A 19,320-nucleotide genomic window follows, 5' to 3' on the forward strand; every position below is an offset into this window, starting at 1 on the left:
TATCCTGAGATTGCTTTGTCAATTACTTCGTAATTTCCTTGCAATGACTATATAAATATCTATGCAGCAATATTAACTGTCTTTAAAGCTTTCATTATTTTCTCTAAACTACCTTTTATTGAGTAATCTTGCAACATACTATCATATTTAATTATAATACCGCCAATAATAGTATTATCTATATCAAATAATATTTCTGTTTTTTGATTTAATTCTTTTTCTATACGAGATTTAATCCACTCCTGCTCTTTAGGTTGTAACTTATTTGCAGCAATAACCTGAACTATCTTTATATTTTTACTTTCATATAGTAAAGTATTATAAGCATCTACTATATTAGATAAAATAGCAGTACGAGAATTTTTTACCAATAACAATAAAAAATTTTGTACTATTGTGCTAATTTTGATATTTTTTGCTAACGAATTGACTGCGTTAATTTTGTCGTTCTTATTTACTATAGGAGAAAATAGGAACTCTCTAATATCAAAATTATCGGTAATTATATGGTTTATAGAAGTAATTTCTTCAAAGATCTTATCTTGTATATTACCAGCCATAGCGTTATTAAATAACGCTATGGCATAATTCTCGATTAAATTACCTTTGTTCATTTTCTTAATCTATATGTACGAAGATCAACTTCAACAAGAGCAAGGAGTCTATAAGGCGAGGAGCGGAGTATAATACTTAATACGTGGGCACCAAAGCTCTCATAAGACGACGTAGCCAATTTTTGAAGTTCATCGGGTATTATATATGTATTGCCCTATCATAAGCAGAGAATACTGATTCATGCATCATTTCCGACAAAGTCGGATGCGGGAAGATAGTGTTAATTAAATCCAACTCCGTTCCTTCTAAAGTTTTTGAAACTACATATCCTTGTATTAATTCCGTAACTTCCGAGCCTATCATATGAGCTCCAAGCAACTCGCCCGTCTTAGCATCAAATATAGTTTTAATTAAGCCATCGCTATCACCGCTGACTAAAGCCTTACCGTTAGCTATAAAAGGAAATCTGCCTATTTTAAGCTCATAACCTAAGGTTTTTGCTGCTTCTTCAGTCAAACCGACTCTTGCTATTTGCGGCGAAGAATAAGTGCAACTAGGAATATTATGTTTATTAATAGCATGCGGTTTTAAACCCGCTATGCTTTCCGCTGCAATAATACCTTCATGACTTGCTTTATGAGCTAAACAAGGCCCTCCTACTACATCGCCTATAGCATAAATTCCTGATGCCGCAGTTTGCATTAACCCGTTAGTAGTTATATAGCCGTTTTCTACTTTAATTTTTGTTTTCTCAAGACCTAAATTCTCCGTATTAGCTATAATACCTACTGCCATAAGTAAAATTTCAGCTTGTAATTTTTGTATTTTATCTGCTAACTCTAACTCAACTTCTATCTTATCTTTTGATTTTGTTTGCTTAATTAACTTAGCATTTGTAATAATTTTTATACCTTTCTTCTCAAAATTCTTATGAGCGATTCCGGTAATTTCCGTATCTTCAGCAGGCAATATTCTATTATGTGCCTCAATTATGGTAACATCCACACCAATACTATTATAAAACGAAGCGAATTCTATACCGATGGCACCTGAGCCGACAATAATCATAGATTTCGGCACATGCTGCGGTATCATAGCTTCTTTAGAAGTCCAAATTTGTTTACCGTCAGGCTCAAAGCCTTTTAAAACTCTAGATCTTGCGCCAGTAGCTATAATAATATTTCCTGCTTTTACTGTAGGTTTATCATTTATATTTATTACCTTATTTCCTGCAAGACTTGCTACTCCGTCTATCACGGTCACTTTGTTTTTTTTCAGTAGCAACTTAACACCACCTGCAAGCTTATTTGAAATATCTCTTGAGCGTTCGACTATATTCTTAATGTTGATTTCAGCACCTTTAGCATCAATTCCATAATCTTTAGCATGTTTTATATATTCAAAAACCTCAGCAGATTTAAGCAAGGATTTAGTTGGTATACACCCCCAATTAAGACATACCCCACCCAAATGCTCTTTTTCTATTAATACAACTTTTTTCTTTAATTGTGCTGCTCTAATTGCTGCAACATATCCACCTGGACCACCGCCTATAACGACTACATCATATTGTTCCATTTTATTTTTACTTTGTTAGTTTGTTTGTTATGAGCATTAACGTCATTGCGAGGAGATGCACAGCACCGATGCAGCGACCTCAGGAATCATACACTATCTCCTGAGATTGCCAAGCTCCTTTCAGTCGCTTGCAATGACGGAAATGGAAATGACACTAGAGTATACTACTCTTCAGCATCCATCTATTCTTTTCATGCACCTTAATTCATCTAATAATCATATCGGCTGTACCCTCATCGCCCTCTGCGTGTGCTACTTTGAGTCCCTTATATAATGTATCTCTAATAATATCTTGATCCTTTGTTAGACTTTTAAGCATTTCATTTGCTGTTGCGTTTAGATTTGCCTCATCTATAGATGCAAGTTTTATTAAACCTGATAATGCTGGGACTTTAGCATTTAAACTTCTTATTCTTTCAGCAAGCTCATCTAAGCTTTCAAAGCTTCATACTGCCCCTCAAAAAATAATAAATGTAGACTTCTAAACTCTACTCCTTCTACATTCCAATGATAATCTTGCGTTTTAAAATAAAGCATAGCTATTTGCTAAAATTTGTTCTAAAGCTTTTATTACTTGCATAATACCCTTAAATTTCTATGCACTTTTTGAGTTTATAACATTTCTTTAGATACTTCAAGCGATATTGAAATTTATATAATTTCACCTAATTGCAATGAATGATTATATATTAATTATTAATTTTTGTTAATAATTTCTTGACTATCAAATAAGTACTGCTGATTATGCCCTTCAATTTTCAAAATCCAAAGGATAGCAAAATGATACATCAATTCATTTTTAACTACTGTGGCAAGAATTACTACAGCAAGAGCAACAATTGGAGATCGAGAATATAATATGCTTCAAATAGGATGGATATAACGGAGAAAATTATTATATAGATCCTACTACAAAAAATTTAATTGTATTAAATTGTCCTAAAAACAATATGACAGCGATGGAGTGTAGCAAAGGAATTAAATTATTAAATAGTGATATCATGAACCTAATATTTAGAGGGTTTTTTAAAATAAAGAAAGTGTTAACTATAGAGGAGGTTATTATTACTGCAGTTAATGATGATGGGGACGATATACGAGATTATATATTGAAAAAACAAGGTGATAATACTTTTATGTATGAGGAAGCATTGATGAAAATATGTCAAGAAAATTTTCGTTATTATTTTGATCCACAAAATTATACTAAAATTTAAAACCCTACTATTGAGTATATACTCTTAATACTGCAGCAACTAATAACCCTATTACTACTATAGGTTATAGTAAAGGATGCGAAATACTTGAGGTACTTAAAGGAAATAATTTGAATGGAATTTCTTCAGAAATAAAGGATTTAATATCTAACCCGATATCTAGCACTACTCAAGGTACTAGCACAATAGAAAACTTATTAGAACTCATAACAAAAGACTTATCTGAAATAAATCCGATTAATAACACAATATTACTGCCAAAATTTCTGAATTAATCTTTCCCGATAACACTGAAAGTTGGACTGAAACGGGAATAAATTTAATTGATAACACCGTAGCAAACCTTACTAATACTGCTTTCAATACAACTTACAACTCTCAAGACAATATGTTTGATGAGAGTGATAACGATAATTCCTTGGTTGCTCAATATATAAGCATTGGCACAGCTGTAGTTGCCTCCATAGCTGTTATAATAGGTGTAGGGGTAAACTTGGTATGTTAGAAATAAAAACACGACAAAAGCTAAATTAAAACAATATATTGATGAAATTGAAGCTGAAAAACTTGCTGCTGAAATTAATAAAGATGTTACTACTAAAAATAACACTCTACTTGATAACAATCATGCTGTGGTAAATATGACCGGAGTCTCCTATGAAGAAGAAGGTACTTATAAGTATAGACAACCTAGAGTATTGCTTTTTAATCAACAACCAATAAATTTACTGTTGGTTGTTCCTTGGAAATAAAAATTGAGATTTATTCCAATTCTTTAATGAAATGTACAAAAAAAACTGTTCTGTCATTTTTTTGTAGCCAACCTATAAACCATCCGATTTTACGATCCTTTAATTTTACAGTTCTATCTTGGCTAAATTTATTACCGCTGCCTGTTTTCCGTAACGCTTCCAACAATCTACAAAATCTTCAATAAACAAAATATTTTTAGTCATTTCTTGGGCTTTAACACTTACAAGCAATTTATTCTCTGCTAGTTTCTGAAGAAAAGTTAATTGTTCTTACGGTGAAATTTCTAAAGAACTAGAAAGCCATGCATTAGTTAAACCGTTATTCTTTCCTTTATCTCCTGAAATATCACGATTACCATAATCAAATTTTGTTACATAATCACGAAATTTTTCAATACCTAATTCTTTCGTAATAATCTAAGAATACCAAACACAGCTATTCTTCATCCAATCTTTAGGTGTTTGGGATTGTTTCCAAACTTCAAGATAGTCAGCATATCTTTCTTTAAAAGGTAATTTTGGATGAGTTTCATCAATTAAAAACCCATCAGCATAACCCATTAAACTTATAGCAATTTTAAATGTTGAGCATGGAGCATAACGAGACGCACAATTACCTTCTTGGTTTATAATTTTCATTAACTAAAAAACAATCCACTCGAGTTATAAAAGGTATAGTAAGTGATATTAGGGCAGTGAGATATAAAATATTTTATAGGTTAAAATAAAAATAAGGGGTTTTGTTGCATGATATAGAGACCAGGGAATGACATCGGCTTAAACTAATTATACAGTTTAGTAAATTTCCTGTGATTGATCTTCCTTACTCGGTACATAATCAAAAACATCATTATTATCTTGATTATCAATCATATCTTCATTCTCAAGCATCTGAACATTATTTACTTTAAATGCTTCTATAATAGTACCGCTTGGTGTAATTTTACCAGTTGCTTTATCTACAGCGATTAGCTTAATTGAATCTGGAACTTTGAAAGACAGCGATGGCTCATCCTTATAAGCATTACTCATAAAATCAATAAAAATCGGTAATACTACGTTTGAACCTGTTGCTCTTTTTCCAAGCTCTTTCGGTATATCATAGCCTACATAACTGCCAACTACTATTTTGGGTGTAAAACCTACAAACCATGTATCTTTACTATCGTTACTAGTACCGGTTTTTCCGCCGATAATTTTCCCTAACTTCTTCGCAGCATAACCGGTACCTCTATCTATTGCTCCGGTTAAAAACGAAATAATTTGATAATCACTAGCTTCATCCGTAACTCTATAGATATATTCTTTCGGTATTTCTAATATTGCGGTATCTAAATTACTATCCGAAACATTACAAGCAAGACATTCTCTATCATCCCGCCTATAAATAATTTTACCATTACGATCTTTAATTAATTCTACAAAATGAGGTTCAACTTTTTTACCACCATTAGCAATAATTGCATAAGCATTAGTCATTCTGCTAAGTGTGGTTTCAATTGAACCAAGTACCATAGAGTAAACTTTTTTTGGTTCATTATTAATACCGAAACGCTTAATTATATCAACGATTTTTGTAAGTCCTACGGCAGTTGCAACTCTTACGGTTATAAGATTACGAGATTTTTCAAGACCAGTACGCATAGTGATTTCACCTAAAAACTTACCCTCATAATTTTTAGGATGCCAACTAGGCATCCCTGGACCTTGCGAAATCTCAATAGGTCCATCATTAAAAATCTGATTCGGCTTAACACCGTTTTCAAGAGCTGCTAAATAAACAAAGGTTTTACTCAAAGAACCGGGTTGACGAAGTGCTTGAGTTACTCTATCAAATTTACTTGTGGAAAAATCATAACCGCCGACGCTTGCAAGTACCTGTCCGGTATTTGGGTTCATAACCATAATAGCACCGTTTACTTCAGGAATCTGACGAAGAGCATACCCCTCTTTTATAGCCTCAACCACTATCACATCACCTTTTTTAAGCAAGGTCTTAACTGATATAAGATTACTTCTTGCCCATTTCATTTCAGCAATAGGCATCTTAGATTTGCTGCCGTCTATAAGACCAATCTCTACATGATTATCTGCTACATCTAGAACTACAGCTAATTTATACTCTAAAAGCGATGGAGGAGTCGGTAGTTTTTTTAGCTCTCCTTGCCAATTATCAAGAGAAATATTAGCTATAGGCTTTCTAAAACCACGCCTTCTATCAAACTCCCTTAGACCTTTTCTTAGAGAGTTTTCAGCTAATTGCTGCATCTTTGCATCTAAAGAAGTAATGATAGTAAGACCTCCGGTATAAAATTCTTCCTTACTATTTAACATCCTAATTACTTCTTCTCTGACCTGTGCAGCATAATAATCTGCCGTAACAGTTTCTTCTTTAGCTCGTTTACGTAAAACTATCGGGCTATCCATAGCTTCTTTTGCAGCGTCTCTTGTTATATAACCATCTTCAAACATACGTGCTATTACGTAATCACGACGAGCTTTTACTCTAGCATAGTTTCTCTCAGGATTAAGTTCGGAAGGAGCTTTAGGCAATGCCGCAATAAAAGCTGATTCTGCAATAGTAAGTTCCTCTATGGATTTATTAAAATAATTTTGTGCAGCTGCCGCAACACCGTATGCACCACGACCAAAAAATGTTTGATTAAGATATAATTCTAAAATTTGATCCTTAGTAAATACTCTTGAAATCATATAAGAAAGAATCGCTTCTTTAATCTTACGTTTAAGAGAAACTTCGTTAGTTAGCAGAAAATTTTTAACCACTTGCTGAGTAATGGTAGACGCTCCTTCCATACGCCTATGATGTAAATAATTAGATATGTTTAAAAATGCTGCTCTAACTATTCCAAGCAAATCAACGCCGGGATGGTTATAGAAATTCTTATCCTCAGCTGCAATAAAACTTTCTACTAGCGAACTCGGTACGCTATTAATCGGTACAAATACACGACGTTCAAAAGCGTACTCCTCCATTAATTTGCCGTCACGGGAATAAATACGCGTTACCGACGGTGGATAATAACGTGCAAGCTGTGAATAATCAGGCAAATCACGTGAATAGTGGTATATTATATAAGCAGTAATCCCGCAACCTACTAAAATAAGGAAGGCAAAAATTTTTAAACAAAAAAGAAGAGATTTATACATGACTTATAATATTTCGCCGGTTAAACTATTAAGTGAAGCCTTAGTAATTTTTACATCAATGATTTTACCAAGTAAAGATTTATGAGGGTTTTGGATATATACGGACTGCATGTATGGAGTTTTACCTATTATCTGGTCATCGAATTTACCATTGCGATCAAATAGAACTTCCATAGTACTACCAACACAACTTACATTAAAAGCTAGTTGCTGAGCCATGAGTTCTTGTTGTAATATAGTTAATCTCTCTGATTTTACATGTTCAGGTATTTGGTCAGTTCTAGTTGCACCAGGTGTGCCGGGACGTAGGCTATATTTAAACGAATAACACTGACCGTATTTTACTCTGCGGATCAAATCTAACGTATCCTCAAAATCTTCATCTGTTTCACCGGGAAACCCGACAATAAAATCAGAGGATAAAACTATATCGGGCCTTGCTTCTCTTAAACGATTAATTATATCAAAATAATATTCCCGATCATGTTTGCGGTTCATGGCTTTTAATATTTTATTTGAACCTGACTGCACCGGTAGATGTAGAAACGGCATTAATTTAGGTTCGGTGCCGTGCAGTTTTATTAGATCATCATTCATATCTATCGGGTGTGAGGTGGTATAACGTAATCTCTTTAAATTGGGAATTTGTGCTAGATGTTTGAGTAAATTGGCTAGACTAAATATTTTATCTGCAGAACCCTTACCATGATATGCATTGACATTTTGTCCAAGTAACATAATTTCTTTAGCACCGCTACTAACTACTTTTAGTGCTTCTCTGTAAACCTGTTCTACATTTCTTGAAAATTCAGCACCTCTAGTATAAGGTACTACGCAGAAAGTACAAAATTTATTGCACCCTTCCTGTACCGATATAAAGGCACTTGTTCCTTGCGGATATAATTGCTCAGGTAGCTGATCAAATTTTGCTTCTTCAACAAAATCAAGATCGATTAAGTGCTTTTCGTGTCTAACGACTTTTGAGATTAATTCCGGTAGGTTATAATAAGATTGCGGACCGACAATAATATCAACATAAGGAGTTCTTGTAAAAATCTCCTCCCCTTCCGCCTGTGCAACACAACCGGCTACAACTATTATTGCAGAACTTAAACCTTGTTTTGTTCTGGTATCTTGTAGTTTCTTAATACGACCGAGTTCAGAATAAGTTTTCTCGACTGCTTTCTCCCTGATATGACAAGTATTTAGAATAATAACATCTGCTTCTTCAATATTTTCAGTAGGTTCATAGCCAAAGGGATAAAGCAAATCCTGCATCTTAACGGAGTCATAAACATTCATCTGACATCCGTAGGTCTTAATATAAAGCTTCTTACTCATAATTTTTTATATATATCTTTAAACTAAACGCCTAATATACGAAGATCAACTTCAAAAAGAGCGAGGAGTTTCACAAGGCAAGATGAGCTGCGTATAACGTAATGCGCGAGAACCGAAGCTCTTGTAGAACGACTCAGCCAATTTTTGCAGTTCATCGAATATACTATAAAAAGTTTTACATTATACTATATTTATATCAATCTTTAAACTAAAACCTTGATGGGCATTGCTCAATAACTATAGATATCTTTAAAAGCCTCCATCATTGCAAGAAAAAACTGCAAGTTTTGATGAAGCAATCCCGTTAAAAATACTAATATTTAGATTTTTATTATTTTTGCTAGATTACCATGCTCCTTGCAGTCGCTCGCAATGGCGACTCAGTATCCACGCAGGTAATGCTGAGTTAGGAATGACACTCAACCCTTACTGATTAATTCTTGCGGTGATTTCTTTTAATTTTTCTATTCTTTCAAAGGTTTGTAGTTTGAGAAAACTAATAAAATAGTACTGTAAAGACTTTCCATAGCTTGATAAATGGCAAAGGCCGATAAAGCATACTCCAAATCGTTTAAATAAGTAGTTGCCCCTTTAAAAACCTTTACCTCTACCAAACCAATATGCATAATAATCTTTAGCGATGTCTTTCATCTCGCTCCAAGGTAAATCTTTAGCCTCGCTAAGTATAAATTCACCGCTATTATATAAAAGAATACCTTCTTTTTTATATCGGTATAAAAATAACATCCTTTTTCTAACTACCTACTTATTTCCTCTATTGACTCTAGAATTATCGATATTCTTGAATCATACGGAATAATTTGCTTAGGGTTTATTATTCCTGTGTTTTCTAATCTTATATATATTATCTTTTAATCTTAAAGCAGTGTATCCTTTATATTTACCCTTTTTTAGAATTATCAAAATATCAGTATCACTATGATAGCCGTGAGACAGATCACGTACCCAATCGCCTTTAGCAAAAGAACTGTATAAGAACAATCATAGCGATTTTTCCTGTGCAATATCTAAAATCTGCTGCACTATAAAATTAAGCCTTGCTCTAATTTCCGTTCGGGTAAGGTGGTTTTCATTTACATATCTATATTTTATATTTTTCTGCTTTTAGCTTTTTTATTTCTTCTATTGTAAGCTTAGTATATCGTGCTATTTTCTCTATAGGCTTGTTCCCTATTAGCATTTCCAGTTTCAATTTCCTCTTTCTCTATGCCCTTCTCCATCCCGGCATTAAATTTCTTTAAACTTGTCTATTTCTTGTTGTATAACCATTTCAGTTCTAAAATAATCATCATGCTCCTGTTCTGTCCATTTATATTGCTCTAAACTTGCACATACCGATAACACAATTTTATCTTTAACCTCTTTTGGCGGTTCTTGTTCTTGCGAAGCATATTTTAATAAATGCAACCATTCATTGGTATCATCTTTAAGATCATTTTTTTTAAACTTCCCTAGTTCAATAAATACATAAGTTAATGAAAACAAATATTGTTTATGGGGATTGCTTTCTTTTATATGATGATAGCTAATATACGGCAATTCATCAGGCAAAGCTTTTGCTCCTATGATAGAAATTATTACTACCGGCAATAAATCCTTATGTTACATACCCTGCTTAATTTGACTAACGGAGGTGTAACAACTGTAAAGCTGCATTCTATTAAAATAATCTTTCTTCATTTTACGCTGCACCTCAATTATATACCATCCACCGGTTTCATCTTTAACTTTTAGATCGAACAAACTTCTTTGCCCTTCAAGAAATAAAGGTAACTGTTCAGTAGTTATATAGCTTAAATCTATGTATCTCCTTTCGATAACCTAAGAAGAGAGTTCAATAAATTTATGCGCTATCATTTGTACCGTCTAAATATCTTTGGTAAATTTTTATATATAGCAAATTAACTTCAGGCAGTAAATTACTTTTACAATTTATTATCAGTACTAGGCTTCTTGCATAACCTATCTTATAAAGAGGAACTTGAAGGAAACACGGGACACAGCAATGCAGCGTACACAAAAGTACGTAAGGATACGAATACTGGATTGACGTACAAATTACCTTTAAAAGGAGGTTATGCAAGAAGTCTATTTAATACCTATCATTATCATCATACACTCCCCAAATTACTTTCTTGGAAATCCAACCTGTGTAATCCTTACATGTAATTTGGCAGAATTGTTCTTTACATTTTTTTAAACTACAACGAACTTTTGGCATTAATTTTGCTATAACTCGACTTTTAGGGTCTACAGATTTGGTAAGTTCTATTTCCTTATCAGAAGTAATAACTACTGATCTTTTACCTGATAAAACGCTTGAATGTATCCAACCACCTTCGCCGTTAATGTCACGTACTTGTCGCCATTGCTTATACTCTGCAGTTATTTCTACCGGTTCGCCTTTTTTAACAAAAACCCATTCTACGGCAGATTTAGTAGTTGGTCCGCTCCTTGCATTTACTTCATTAGATTTTATTGAAACAAATCTCGGAATAGGCAATGTTTTATTATCGGCATTAATTGTTGTTGATAATATTACAATAATTAAAGTAATAAGAATTTTAATCATTATCTTCCGCTTCAGATAAAGCATCCTCTTTTTTTGCTATTATATAATTACCAAGCCTAAATTGTACTTTTATTCTATTAATTTCCTGCTCACTAATACCTATATTTTTTAGGACTGTTCCACCTATTTGTAATCCAGTCTCATAACTTTCCGGAATAATAGTTGTGGCACCTAAATCATAAAACTCTCTAGCATTTTTTAAATTTTTTAACTTAACGACAACCGGTATATCCTGATAATTACTACTAATTGTTTTAAGCGATTTCTTGATAGTTACTTGATTATTCATAGTAAGTATTATAGCGAATGCTCTTTCCGTACCTAATGCCTTGAGAGTATCGGCTTGCGATACATCACCTTTAAAAACCGGCAAACCATTTGATAGCTCTTCTTTTACTCTATCATCATCTAAATCAAGTATTACGTAACTTATACCTTCCGCTTCCAAAACTCTTGCTACCATTTTACCGGTATTACCGAGTCCGGCAATAATAATATGGTTTGTTAAATCTCTTGCCCCAAGCTCAATCATTTGAGTCGGAGTTTTATCAAGTCCTTTATCCACTTTCTCAGCAATCTTTTGCCCTAAAGCTGCGAGTAATGGAGTAAGTGCCATAGTAAAAGTAACTACGAGTAATAATATATCGGCAGTACTTTCTTCTAATACTCCACTATCTTTACCTAAACTGAATAATATAAAACCAAACTCTCCGCCTTGCGATAATAATAAGCCTGAATAAAAAGCAACTCCTTTATTAAAACCGAATAAAATACAAAAAGCCGTTATGATTAAGGTTTTTATACCTATTAAAGCAATAGATAAAGTAAGAATATGAGATATTTTTTCATACATTTCTAGGGCATCGATATTCATACCCACGGTCATGAAAAACAATCCTAAAAATAAACTTTTGAAAGGATAAATACTTTCCTCTGCCTGCAATCTAAATTCAGTTTCCGCAACTAATACTCCGGCAACAAATGCTCCTAGAGCTAAAGATAAACCAAATGTTTCGGTAGCCCAAGCAGCAGAAAGTACTATTAATAAAGTCATCGCAATAGGTAACTCGCTTGCATTATTACTTTCTGATGAAATGAATGAAAATACAGGGCGAAGAAAAACACGGCCGACAATAAATATTGTAAGTAAGGCCGTTACGGCTTTTAAGAGTGCAATACCAAGAGCCGCTGCAAGCGAGGCTTTATTGTTACCGGTAAGTAACGGAACTATCACAAGCAATGGCACTACGGCCAAATCTTGCAGTAACAGAATAGCTAAAGAAACTCTCCCTATTTGCGCTGATTGACTACGACTTTCCTCAATAACCTGCATAACAAGTGCTGTAGATGAAAGGGCCAGACCACCACCGGTAATAATAGCCGCACTACTATTGCCGTCTATAAGCACCATTGCACCGGCAATTACTATAGTGGTTGTTAAAACTTGCAAACTACCGAGACCAAATACATATCGTCTCATAGCTTTTAATCGCTCAAAGGATAACTCAAGTCCTATCGCAAATAATAGAAATACTACACCAAGTTCACCTAGTAACTTAGTTTGGTCATATGTTACGATTTTTAAACCGTGATCACCTATTGCAGCTCCGGCAATTAAGTAACCAAGTACCGGACTTAATCTAAGACGCTTAAGTATAGCCACGATAAAAACCGCAGTACCGAGTAAAATTATAACATTAATAAGAATATGATCGTTCATCTTTTCCAAATTTCTTCTAACTTAAAATGCTCCCGTACTTCAGGATAAAAAATATTAATCAAAATAGTACCTGCATCTATTAGTACCCATTCTGATTTACCAAGCCCCTCAATATTACTATTTATACCAGCATTATTTTTTAATTCTAAAGCTACATATTCAGCAATTGCTCCAACATTTTTAGTCGAACGACCGCTAGCAAATATAATATAATCGGCTAATTTATGTTTTCCTGTTAAATCAATTACCTCAATATCTTCTGCTTTTTTCTCACTTAAACATTCTAAGATAAATAATTTTAATTCTTCAGTTTCTTTTTTCATAATAATTAATAAATGACATAATAATATTAATGATTATATGCATAAGAGTCGATTTTATCAATGAGTGTTTAAAATTCTACAATAAAAATTCATATAAAGCTTTACTTTAAGCAAAAAAACTTTAATTAATACTTAAATTAATATTGATAAAATAATGGCAATATCTGTAGAAGAGTTAGAAAAAATACTTAAAGAATCATTTCCGAACAGTACAATCAAAATTACTGATTTAGTAGGAGATCAAGACCATTATGCCTTAGAAATATCAGACGTTCAATTTAATGGACTTTCTTTAATTAATCAACATAAATTAGTAAAAAACGCCCTCCTATCTGAAATATTAAATAAAAAACTACATGCAATTACCATAAAAACTATCGCAGTTCCCGAAAAATAATTACAAATATTAATATAATAATCCTTATACAAATTTAACTTATTATTTAATTTTATGCAAACAGCTGATTATATAGTAATCTGCTATTCGGTTTTTAGAAGTTTACTTTAAGTCTTAGCGTACCGGACTGGGCATGGTATTTTTTAGCTAAGTTCAGACTGTAATGCACTCCGTACTCCACATTCTACCCTTCTTAATTACTGCACCTGCCCCTAAATCATATAGCATTTTAGTAGGTTTAGGTACCGGTAGAGGCTCATGAAGACCGTTAAGATCTACAACGATTGCCGGTGTTTTACCTTTGAAGTCGTAATTAATAAAGGCATGAATTTGCAGTCTAATTATACATTCATCCTTATAGTAGGTTGTCTTAATTTTATTGACATTTCTGAATAGTTAGGTTTTGGAAAAAAGTACCGTATTCCTGATAACCGAAATCTTTAATCTTAGTAAGCCTGATTCCTGCCATCGGTGCCAATGAAGTTTCTTTCCATAGATAATTATAACCCCCAACTACTTGACCGCTATAAGAAGGTTACGCCTTCTATAAATAGGTTATTGATAAAGTTATATAAACCGTATATAGAGTCCATATTAGTTCTGACCTTAGTAGCATTGCCAGCTTTAGCATTTTGGTAACGTAACTTCGTATCGACTCTAGTATAAGCAGCACCCAGAACTATATTATCGTTTATAACGGTATCAACCCCGATTGAGCCACCAGTAGATTTAGCTTTATAACCGCTAAGTCCGTTAAAGGCTTTTTGTGCTGCCTTACCGTAATATAGGCTAGCCCATACCATGTAAATGGAATTATTAGCTTTATTTCATCAAGTTCACAATCACCGCCTCCGACAGCTGCATCTCTCTTACGTGATGTGGCATCTTTTACTGCAGGATTGGTAGCATTGTTATTTTCATCTTCAAGAGCCTTAATTCTCTCCCTTACTTTTTGATTACCGATACCTAGTATTATCTTGTGCAGCATTAAAGCCGTCGTTCGCTTTAGCATGACTTATTCTGCTACCTGAGCTTCCACCGCTACTTGTACCTGCAAAATTATCTCGGCTACTACCTATAGCAGACATATCGCTACCGGAACTACTTACCCATGCCGTTACTATTATTAGCGGGAGAAACACCTGTTGCTTTAGGATTACCGCTATTACCGCATGGACTACTTCTGCTGTTGGTTGCACCGCCTTTAGTTGTCCCTCCCAAATTAGAACTGCTCCCTTGTGCTGAAGAATTACCACTATTAGCAGGAACAATACCGGTTGCAGCAGGACTATTATAACTTGGGCCACCGGCACCACTCTAACCACTAGAAGCCGTTTGATGGACTGTATACATCCGCACCGGAAAAACGGAACTATTGTAGCTTGAGCTACCTGTTGACGGACTGTTATAACCCGTAGTACCTCCAAAGCTATCGCTTCCTCCAGTTGATAACTGGTTAGCGCCTACGTTTGAGGTTGGAGTCGTTACGACCGAAGTATTCGGACCGTAAGGATTGCCTCCAACATTAGCAGGACCGTTAGGACCAAATCCGCCTGTGGCCTGAACCGGAGTAGTCGGAGTATTATATCTTGCCGGATTGCTAGGTGTTACGTCGTAGCCGCCCGGAGTATAGTAGGCGGAACATATATATTGTTAACTACACTACCGCTAATTGGTGGCGGCTGTAGAGGGTTAAAACCTCCAACACTCGGACCAATGAAATGACCATTGGGGTAATAAGCAGAGTAGTTATTCTATATTGCATTTGAAGGCCTTTGAATTATAGGTAAGAGATGTTCAACTACTTCTCGTCTTTGCCCTACAAGGTTACTATAACATTACTGACAAAAGTATTTATTAAAATTTTGATGATATTATCTATTGTTATATCTCCTGTTGACTCTATCGGTAAAAGTACAAAGGAATTACCTGTAATTTGCCATCTGATAAAACCACCTTTATTATAGCGGTTACATTAAACGGTAAGCTTGCAGCATTACCGACTATGATATTACCTCCTGCCGTGGTGATGATAGGATAAGCACTACCCTGCCCAATACAATAGCAAACGGATGATTTTGTGCAGTTTAAAATACTTTAATTGAAGAAACATTTGATAAATCAAAGGTACTCGCTTGCGAGTACTATATTACTGCTATTAGCGTTGCCTGTTTGCCCTGCATTTATAGTATCATAGAAAACATTAATAATAAGCTCACCGGTAGGAGTAGCAGAGCCTGTATAAGTAACTTGATTATTACCAAGATCGAAAGTTATATTACTTCCTGAGATATTGCCCCCCGACATTTACGCTAGTATTATCACAGGTAAACATCATTGTTTATAGTATTTGCTCCTAAATCCGATGCAATAAAAGCGGTTTTCTTCGGTGCAAAAGTAATAGCATTAGTGCCTGTTACCGCTTTTTGTAACCCGCCGACCGTGGCTGACGGAATGTCTAAACTTCTACTGTTATAACCAGTAAATACCGTTGATTTACTGGCATCAATAGTAATATCTTTAGCATAGGTATCCCCTTTTACCGCGCCTTTATTACTATTAAACTAGTTTAAGGTTTAAATTCTCACCGCCTAAATCATCGGTAAAACCATTACTAGTGTTAAATATTGCCGTACCTTGATTATTACTTAGTTGTTATACTCGAGTAAAAATCTTCGCCATCGATTATGATTTTACTGTCTACACCGTTGAACTAAACGGTTTTAAGGTGATTTGAGTCTGAACCTACCAAACCACTACCGCTAGCTCCAGTTGTTAAATCATTTGATATTGCAAGAGTATGGATTTTATTACCTGTGGTCATAATTGATGCATTTATTATACTTGTATTATTAAGGCTTAAAGTTGCAGACTGAGCAGTAGTAAATGAAATCGAGCCTATTTTCGCGGTACCTTGAATTGTAACATCACCCCCGTCTATTTGAACTATATCGACCATTCCTTTAGTACCTATACTACTGGAATAAGTAATAGCAGTAGATTCATCAAAAATTACCACGCTATCCTCAGGATTTATAGCTAAAGCAAAAGGAGAAAAGCTTGATCCTTCAGAAATATCTAAACTATTCGTTGTTCTCCTAAATTTTATGTTGCCACCATTTATTAATATTACATATCCTACATTAATACCTCCGGTACAATTTAATACATCACTGCTAATAGTTATATCACCCACTTTTGAAGTACTGCTACCTATAGCTCCACTAACATAACGCTGCTTGGACCAGTAAACATTAAATCCACAGCTTTACCGCCTGTGATGTTAATATCACCGATTAAATTAGTTGCTTGAGTAAATACTATATTACCCGTGCCGGTTCCTTGGATTTCAGCAATTGACATATTACCGCCGGCGTTAATCGTAACGGTGCTGTTGTCAGCACCCGCTTTTAACATTGCAAGGTTCATAATTGTATTTGTTGAATTTCCATTACCGTCAACTGTACCTATAGTACCATTATCCATAAACTCTACAGTACCGTTAGTACCTCCGGTACTTGTTATATTACCGATAATAGCTAATGTTATATTATTTGCTATATCACTAGCAAATATTGCGGTACCGGCATTATTTAGAAATTCATATTACCATTTACCATCAATCTTTACAGCCCCAAACTCGCTATTAATAGAACCGGAAGGAGTAGAGAAAAAAACATTTGATCCAACTTTCATATAGCAACTTTTGCAACGGATACGTCGATATTTGGGGTATTAAGAGCAGTTATTACCAGTGTTCCGTGCCCTGTAAGTTGTACTTTACTCACCAGATTTGCTTTTGTTCCGATAGCATACTTATTAGCCATACCATCTATTGTTAACTTGGTATTAGCATTTCTTGCATTTATCTCAACTACACCAGTATTTGGAACAACTGGCTCTATAGTACTGTTCTTACCGCTAGCTATAGTAGTCATTAATTTTAAAACAGATGCGGGATTCACGAATGTAACACCTGATGCATCTAATGGAAAATCACCGTTTAATGGCATCAAAGACATAAAATGCTGGTCCAGCATTAACCTTACCAATATTAATTTTTGCAATCTGAGCCGAGGTTAAGTGATGCATCGGCAAAAACCCCGCCAGCAGCAATATTAAGCACTACAGTATTACTCATATCAAGTCCATTTGTACCTAACGTAGCATTAGTACCAACAATGCCGACCTTACCACTAACATTTATAACAGCAAGGGGATTTGCCTTTGTACCAAGAGTTTCATTACCCAAATTACCCTGCAAAGTTAACATATTGTTTTTAGGTATAGTACTAGAAGTACTACTTAAATTGATGCTACCGCCTCTACCGGCAAAACCATCGACACTATTCATAAAGGTAACTTGTTGCTGATTGCTAGTAGTTAAACCAAATACGGATTTAGTATTATTCAAATTAATACCAATTCCTAGCGTTAAAGCCTTGTTAGATATATCTATCGTAAATGCTGCGGCTGCATTTCCCTGCCCGATATTAATTATGTTTACCGTACCTATACTTGAATCAGTAGCCGTTAAAGTAGTGCCGGTAGTATAAACGTTTAATGTTCCTGTGTTCCCGTTTTTGATTTGGCTGTTAAGTAAATAACCTGCAGGATTTGCTCCCGAAAACTCCAAAACACCGCCATTGGTAAAATCCACGTTACCGCTTGTTGTAAGCAAGCCTTGTAAATTCGCCACAGCATTGTTACCAAGTGTTAAAGAAGTAGCAGATACACTTTTTTGAAAGATAACCGTTTTATTACCTGCTGCATTAACAGTAATTGCTCCAATATTATTTATGACTCCGGTAACATTACCGCCTCCTAAAAATACTAAATTACTGTTAGTTATTGTACTACTTGTAACTGCTACTAAAAGCACCGGTATAATTAACGTTAAACGTACCTGCAGACCCTTTAAAATCAGTCTGTCCTGTAATAACTGTTATGTTAATAGTTCTGGCCCCGCCAAAAGTTGCATTACCGGTAATATTTCCTGTATATGTTCCTGTTCCAACAATAACATTACCCGTAGTATTTATTGTAAGTTGGCCTGCTCCGACTGCAGCATTACTGGTAAAACCCCCCACAGCTGTAGCTACCACACCTGTATTATTTATGGTAAGAGTAGTTGAACTAGATGCTCCGACTATCACAACCTCCCCTGTTCCGTTAAGATTCAAAGCCGCAATACCTGTTACAGATCCAAGCGTACCTACTCCTAAAGCATTAACAATACCGTTAACACCTCCGCTACTTGTTACTGCCGCTAAACTACCGCCCGCAGCAAGGTTTATTGTACCAGCATTATTGCCTTGAACATTTAATATATTAACCGGATTTGTAGCTCCTACATTACCGATAACCGTACTATTACCGACAAAATTTAATATATTCGCATCTCCTCCTAATTTATTATTTATATTACCACCGGTAGCCCCACCAACATTCTTACCATCAGTGATTGTTACTTGTGCGGCCGTACCGTTAAAATCTATATCAGAAATTACATCTTGCTGAAATTGTACTAACGAGTTCTGCATAAATTGTACTAATCCTCCCGCACCGGTATCCAATTGCTGTTACTCAATCCACACCATACGGCGTGTCTACTCATATATTAATAGGCTGATACTGGTTCCCTATCTGAATAGTTTGGGCAAAGATAGTTCCTAT

General features: G+C 34.7%; 20 protein-coding genes and 4 pseudogenes. 4 read left to right on the forward strand and 20 right to left on the reverse strand.

All coding sequences use genetic code 11. From position 1 onward, the window contains the following. Nucleotides 1–59: 59 nt before the first annotated feature. The 3 genes and pseudogenes from atpH to QUD19_RS01530 form a co-directional block, all read right to left on the reverse strand. On the reverse strand, nucleotides 60–614 hold the full coding sequence (gene atpH / locus QUD19_RS01520; protein WP_498808329.1) for an ATP synthase F1 subunit delta: 555 nt from the start codon (nucleotides 612–614) through the stop codon (nucleotides 60–62). A 139-nt stretch (nucleotides 615–753) separates the two neighbouring features. After that, nucleotides 754–2,133: a dihydrolipoyl dehydrogenase gene (lpdA, locus tag QUD19_RS01525; protein ID WP_498808330.1), complete on the reverse strand. Its 1,380-nt coding sequence runs from the start codon at nucleotides 2,131–2,133 to the stop codon at nucleotides 754–756. Nucleotides 2,134–2,338: 205 nt separating this feature from the next. Continuing rightward, nucleotides 2,339–2,713: pseudogene (locus tag QUD19_RS01530) on the reverse strand (Dps family protein). Between the two features lie 421 nt (nucleotides 2,714–3,134). Between QUD19_RS01530 and QUD19_RS01535 the strand changes: the two are divergent. After that, nucleotides 3,135–3,350 (forward strand): hypothetical protein, encoded by a 216-nt coding sequence (locus QUD19_RS01535; protein WP_498808331.1) that lies wholly within the window; start codon nucleotides 3,135–3,137, stop codon nucleotides 3,348–3,350. A 110-nt stretch (nucleotides 3,351–3,460) separates the two neighbouring features. Then, nucleotides 3,461–3,625, forward strand: a complete 165-nt coding sequence (locus QUD19_RS01540; RefSeq protein ID WP_498808332.1) for a hypothetical protein — start codon at nucleotides 3,461–3,463, stop codon at nucleotides 3,623–3,625. A 496-nt stretch (nucleotides 3,626–4,121) separates the two neighbouring features. Here QUD19_RS01540 and QUD19_RS01545 read toward each other — a convergent pair. From QUD19_RS01545 to rsfS, 9 genes and pseudogenes are all read right to left on the reverse strand, one after another. Further along, a pseudogene (locus QUD19_RS01545) lies at nucleotides 4,122–4,306 on the reverse strand (penicillin-binding transpeptidase domain-containing protein); the annotation flags it as partial. A 66-nt stretch (nucleotides 4,307–4,372) separates the two neighbouring features. Continuing rightward, a pseudogene (locus tag QUD19_RS01550) lies at nucleotides 4,373–4,741 on the reverse strand (penicillin-binding transpeptidase domain-containing protein). 156 nt (nucleotides 4,742–4,897) lie between these two features. After that, nucleotides 4,898–7,270, reverse strand: a complete 2,373-nt coding sequence (locus QUD19_RS01555) for a penicillin-binding protein 1A (protein ID WP_498808333.1) — start codon at nucleotides 7,268–7,270, stop codon at nucleotides 4,898–4,900. A 3-nt stretch (nucleotides 7,271–7,273) separates the two neighbouring features. Then, on the reverse strand, nucleotides 7,274–8,611 hold the full coding sequence (miaB, locus tag QUD19_RS01560; RefSeq protein ID WP_498808334.1) for a tRNA (N6-isopentenyl adenosine(37)-C2)-methylthiotransferase MiaB: 1,338 nt from the start codon (nucleotides 8,609–8,611) through the stop codon (nucleotides 7,274–7,276). Nucleotides 8,612–9,202: 591 nt separating this feature from the next. Next, the gene (locus QUD19_RS01565) at nucleotides 9,203–9,358 is read right to left on the reverse strand and encodes a hypothetical protein (RefSeq protein ID WP_498808335.1); all 156 of its coding nucleotides are present in this window, start codon (nucleotides 9,356–9,358) and stop codon (nucleotides 9,203–9,205) included. Between the two features lie 501 nt (nucleotides 9,359–9,859). Continuing rightward, a pseudogene (locus QUD19_RS01570) lies at nucleotides 9,860–10,375 on the reverse strand (PD-(D/E)XK nuclease family transposase). Nucleotides 10,376–10,724: 349 nt separating this feature from the next. Beyond that, entirely contained in the window at nucleotides 10,725–11,204 is a 480-nt protein-coding gene (locus QUD19_RS01575) for an SH3 domain-containing protein (protein ID WP_392505684.1), read from the reverse strand. Then, the gene (locus tag QUD19_RS01580) at nucleotides 11,197–12,924 is read right to left on the reverse strand and encodes a cation:proton antiporter domain-containing protein (protein ID WP_498808336.1); all 1,728 of its coding nucleotides are present in this window, start codon (nucleotides 12,922–12,924) and stop codon (nucleotides 11,197–11,199) included. The genes QUD19_RS01575 and QUD19_RS01580 overlap by 8 nt, the downstream gene beginning before the upstream one ends. Further along, nucleotides 12,921–13,247: a ribosome silencing factor gene (rsfS, locus tag QUD19_RS01585; protein WP_004997291.1), complete on the reverse strand. Its 327-nt coding sequence runs from the start codon at nucleotides 13,245–13,247 to the stop codon at nucleotides 12,921–12,923. Before rsfS ends, QUD19_RS01580 begins: the two co-directional genes overlap by 4 nt. 154 nt (nucleotides 13,248–13,401) lie before the next feature. Here rsfS and QUD19_RS01590 point away from each other — a divergent pair, with 154 nt between their 5' ends. Further along, nucleotides 13,402–13,644, forward strand: a complete 243-nt coding sequence (locus QUD19_RS01590; protein ID WP_498808337.1) for a BolA/IbaG family iron-sulfur metabolism protein — start codon at nucleotides 13,402–13,404, stop codon at nucleotides 13,642–13,644. A gap of 524 nt (nucleotides 13,645–14,168) precedes the next feature. On the opposite strand, the gene QUD19_RS01595 is transcribed toward QUD19_RS01590, so the two are convergent. The 3 genes from QUD19_RS01595 to QUD19_RS01605 all read right to left on the reverse strand — a co-directional run bounded on the left by QUD19_RS01595 (nucleotide 14,169) and on the right by QUD19_RS01605 (nucleotide 15,951). Further along, complete coding sequence (locus QUD19_RS01595) at nucleotides 14,169–14,447, reverse strand: autotransporter domain-containing protein (protein ID WP_498808338.1); 279 nt, start codon at nucleotides 14,445–14,447, stop codon at nucleotides 14,169–14,171. A gap of 153 nt (nucleotides 14,448–14,600) precedes the next feature. Further along, complete coding sequence (locus QUD19_RS01600) at nucleotides 14,601–14,732, reverse strand: hypothetical protein (RefSeq protein WP_498808339.1); 132 nt, start codon at nucleotides 14,730–14,732, stop codon at nucleotides 14,601–14,603. Nucleotides 14,733–15,765: 1,033 nt separating this feature from the next. After that, nucleotides 15,766–15,951 (reverse strand): hypothetical protein, encoded by a 186-nt coding sequence (locus QUD19_RS01605; protein ID WP_498808340.1) that lies wholly within the window; start codon nucleotides 15,949–15,951, stop codon nucleotides 15,766–15,768. 30 nt (nucleotides 15,952–15,981) lie between these two features. On the opposite strand from QUD19_RS01605, the gene QUD19_RS01610 reads away from it, so the two are divergent. Beyond that, nucleotides 15,982–16,122, forward strand: coding sequence for a hypothetical protein (locus tag QUD19_RS01610; protein ID WP_498808341.1), 141 nt, complete (start codon nucleotides 15,982–15,984; stop codon nucleotides 16,120–16,122). Between the two features lie 235 nt (nucleotides 16,123–16,357). Here QUD19_RS01610 and QUD19_RS01615 read toward each other — a convergent pair whose 3' ends face one another. The 5 genes from QUD19_RS01615 to QUD19_RS01635 all read right to left on the reverse strand — a co-directional run bounded on the left by QUD19_RS01615 (nucleotide 16,358) and on the right by QUD19_RS01635 (nucleotide 19,220). Beyond that, complete coding sequence (locus QUD19_RS01615) at nucleotides 16,358–16,840, reverse strand: hypothetical protein (RefSeq protein WP_498808342.1); 483 nt, start codon at nucleotides 16,838–16,840, stop codon at nucleotides 16,358–16,360. 17 nt (nucleotides 16,841–16,857) lie between these two features. Next, nucleotides 16,858–17,130, reverse strand: coding sequence for a hypothetical protein (locus QUD19_RS01620; RefSeq protein ID WP_498808343.1), 273 nt, complete (start codon nucleotides 17,128–17,130; stop codon nucleotides 16,858–16,860). Between the two features lie 206 nt (nucleotides 17,131–17,336). Beyond that, nucleotides 17,337–17,684, reverse strand: coding sequence for a hypothetical protein (locus QUD19_RS01625; protein ID WP_498808344.1), 348 nt, complete (start codon nucleotides 17,682–17,684; stop codon nucleotides 17,337–17,339). A 14-nt stretch (nucleotides 17,685–17,698) separates the two neighbouring features. Then, nucleotides 17,699–18,526, reverse strand: coding sequence for a hypothetical protein (locus QUD19_RS01630; RefSeq protein WP_498808345.1), 828 nt, complete (start codon nucleotides 18,524–18,526; stop codon nucleotides 17,699–17,701). Further along, the gene (locus QUD19_RS01635; protein WP_498808346.1) at nucleotides 18,501–19,220 is read right to left on the reverse strand and encodes a hypothetical protein; all 720 of its coding nucleotides are present in this window, start codon (nucleotides 19,218–19,220) and stop codon (nucleotides 18,501–18,503) included. The genes QUD19_RS01630 and QUD19_RS01635 overlap by 26 nt, the downstream gene beginning before the upstream one ends. Nucleotides 19,221–19,320: the final 100 nt, after the last annotated feature.

It is taken from the genome of Candidatus Rickettsia kotlanii, assembly GCA_030295365.1.
In the GTDB taxonomy this organism is placed as follows: Bacteria; Pseudomonadota; Alphaproteobacteria; order Rickettsiales; family Rickettsiaceae; genus Rickettsia; species Rickettsia kotlanii.

Coding starts and splice junctions, on each gene's coding strand:
- QUD19_RS01555 (WP_498808333.1), bottom strand. CDS start 7,270: ATGTATAAATCTCTTCTTTTTTGTTTAAAAATTTTTGCCTTCCTTATT.
- miaB (WP_498808334.1), bottom strand. CDS start 8,611: ATGAGTAAGAAGCTTTATATTAAGACCTACGGATGTCAGATGAATGTT.
- QUD19_RS01600 (WP_498808339.1), bottom strand. CDS start 14,732: ATGTCTGCTATAGGTAGTAGCCGAGATAATTTTGCAGGTACAAGTAGC.
- QUD19_RS01620 (WP_498808343.1), bottom strand. CDS start 17,130: ATGGATAATGGTACTATAGGTACAGTTGACGGTAATGGAAATTCAACA.
- QUD19_RS01605 (WP_498808340.1), bottom strand. CDS start 15,951: ATGTCGGGGGGCAATATCTCAGGAAGTAATATAACTTTCGATCTTGGT.
- atpH (WP_498808329.1), bottom strand. CDS start 614: ATGAACAAAGGTAATTTAATCGAGAATTATGCCATAGCGTTATTTAAT.
- QUD19_RS01625 (WP_498808344.1), bottom strand. CDS start 17,684: ATGCTGGACCAGCATTTTATGTCTTTGATGCCATTAAACGGTGATTTT.
- QUD19_RS01595 (WP_498808338.1), bottom strand. CDS start 14,447: ATGGTATGGGCTAGCCTATATTACGGTAAGGCAGCACAAAAAGCCTTT.
- QUD19_RS01535 (WP_498808331.1), top strand. CDS start 3,135: ATGAACCTAATATTTAGAGGGTTTTTTAAAATAAAGAAAGTGTTAACT.
- QUD19_RS01565 (WP_498808335.1), bottom strand. CDS start 9,358: ATGTTATTTTTATACCGATATAAAAAAGAAGGTATTCTTTTATATAAT.
- lpdA (WP_498808330.1), bottom strand. CDS start 2,133: ATGGAACAATATGATGTAGTCGTTATAGGCGGTGGTCCAGGTGGATAT.
- QUD19_RS01575 (WP_392505684.1), bottom strand. CDS start 11,204: ATGATTAAAATTCTTATTACTTTAATTATTGTAATATTATCAACAACA.
- rsfS (WP_004997291.1), bottom strand. CDS start 13,247: ATGAAAAAAGAAACTGAAGAATTAAAATTATTTATCTTAGAATGTTTA.
- QUD19_RS01580 (WP_498808336.1), bottom strand. CDS start 12,924: ATGAACGATCATATTCTTATTAATGTTATAATTTTACTCGGTACTGCG.
- QUD19_RS01590 (WP_498808337.1), top strand. CDS start 13,402: ATGGCAATATCTGTAGAAGAGTTAGAAAAAATACTTAAAGAATCATTT.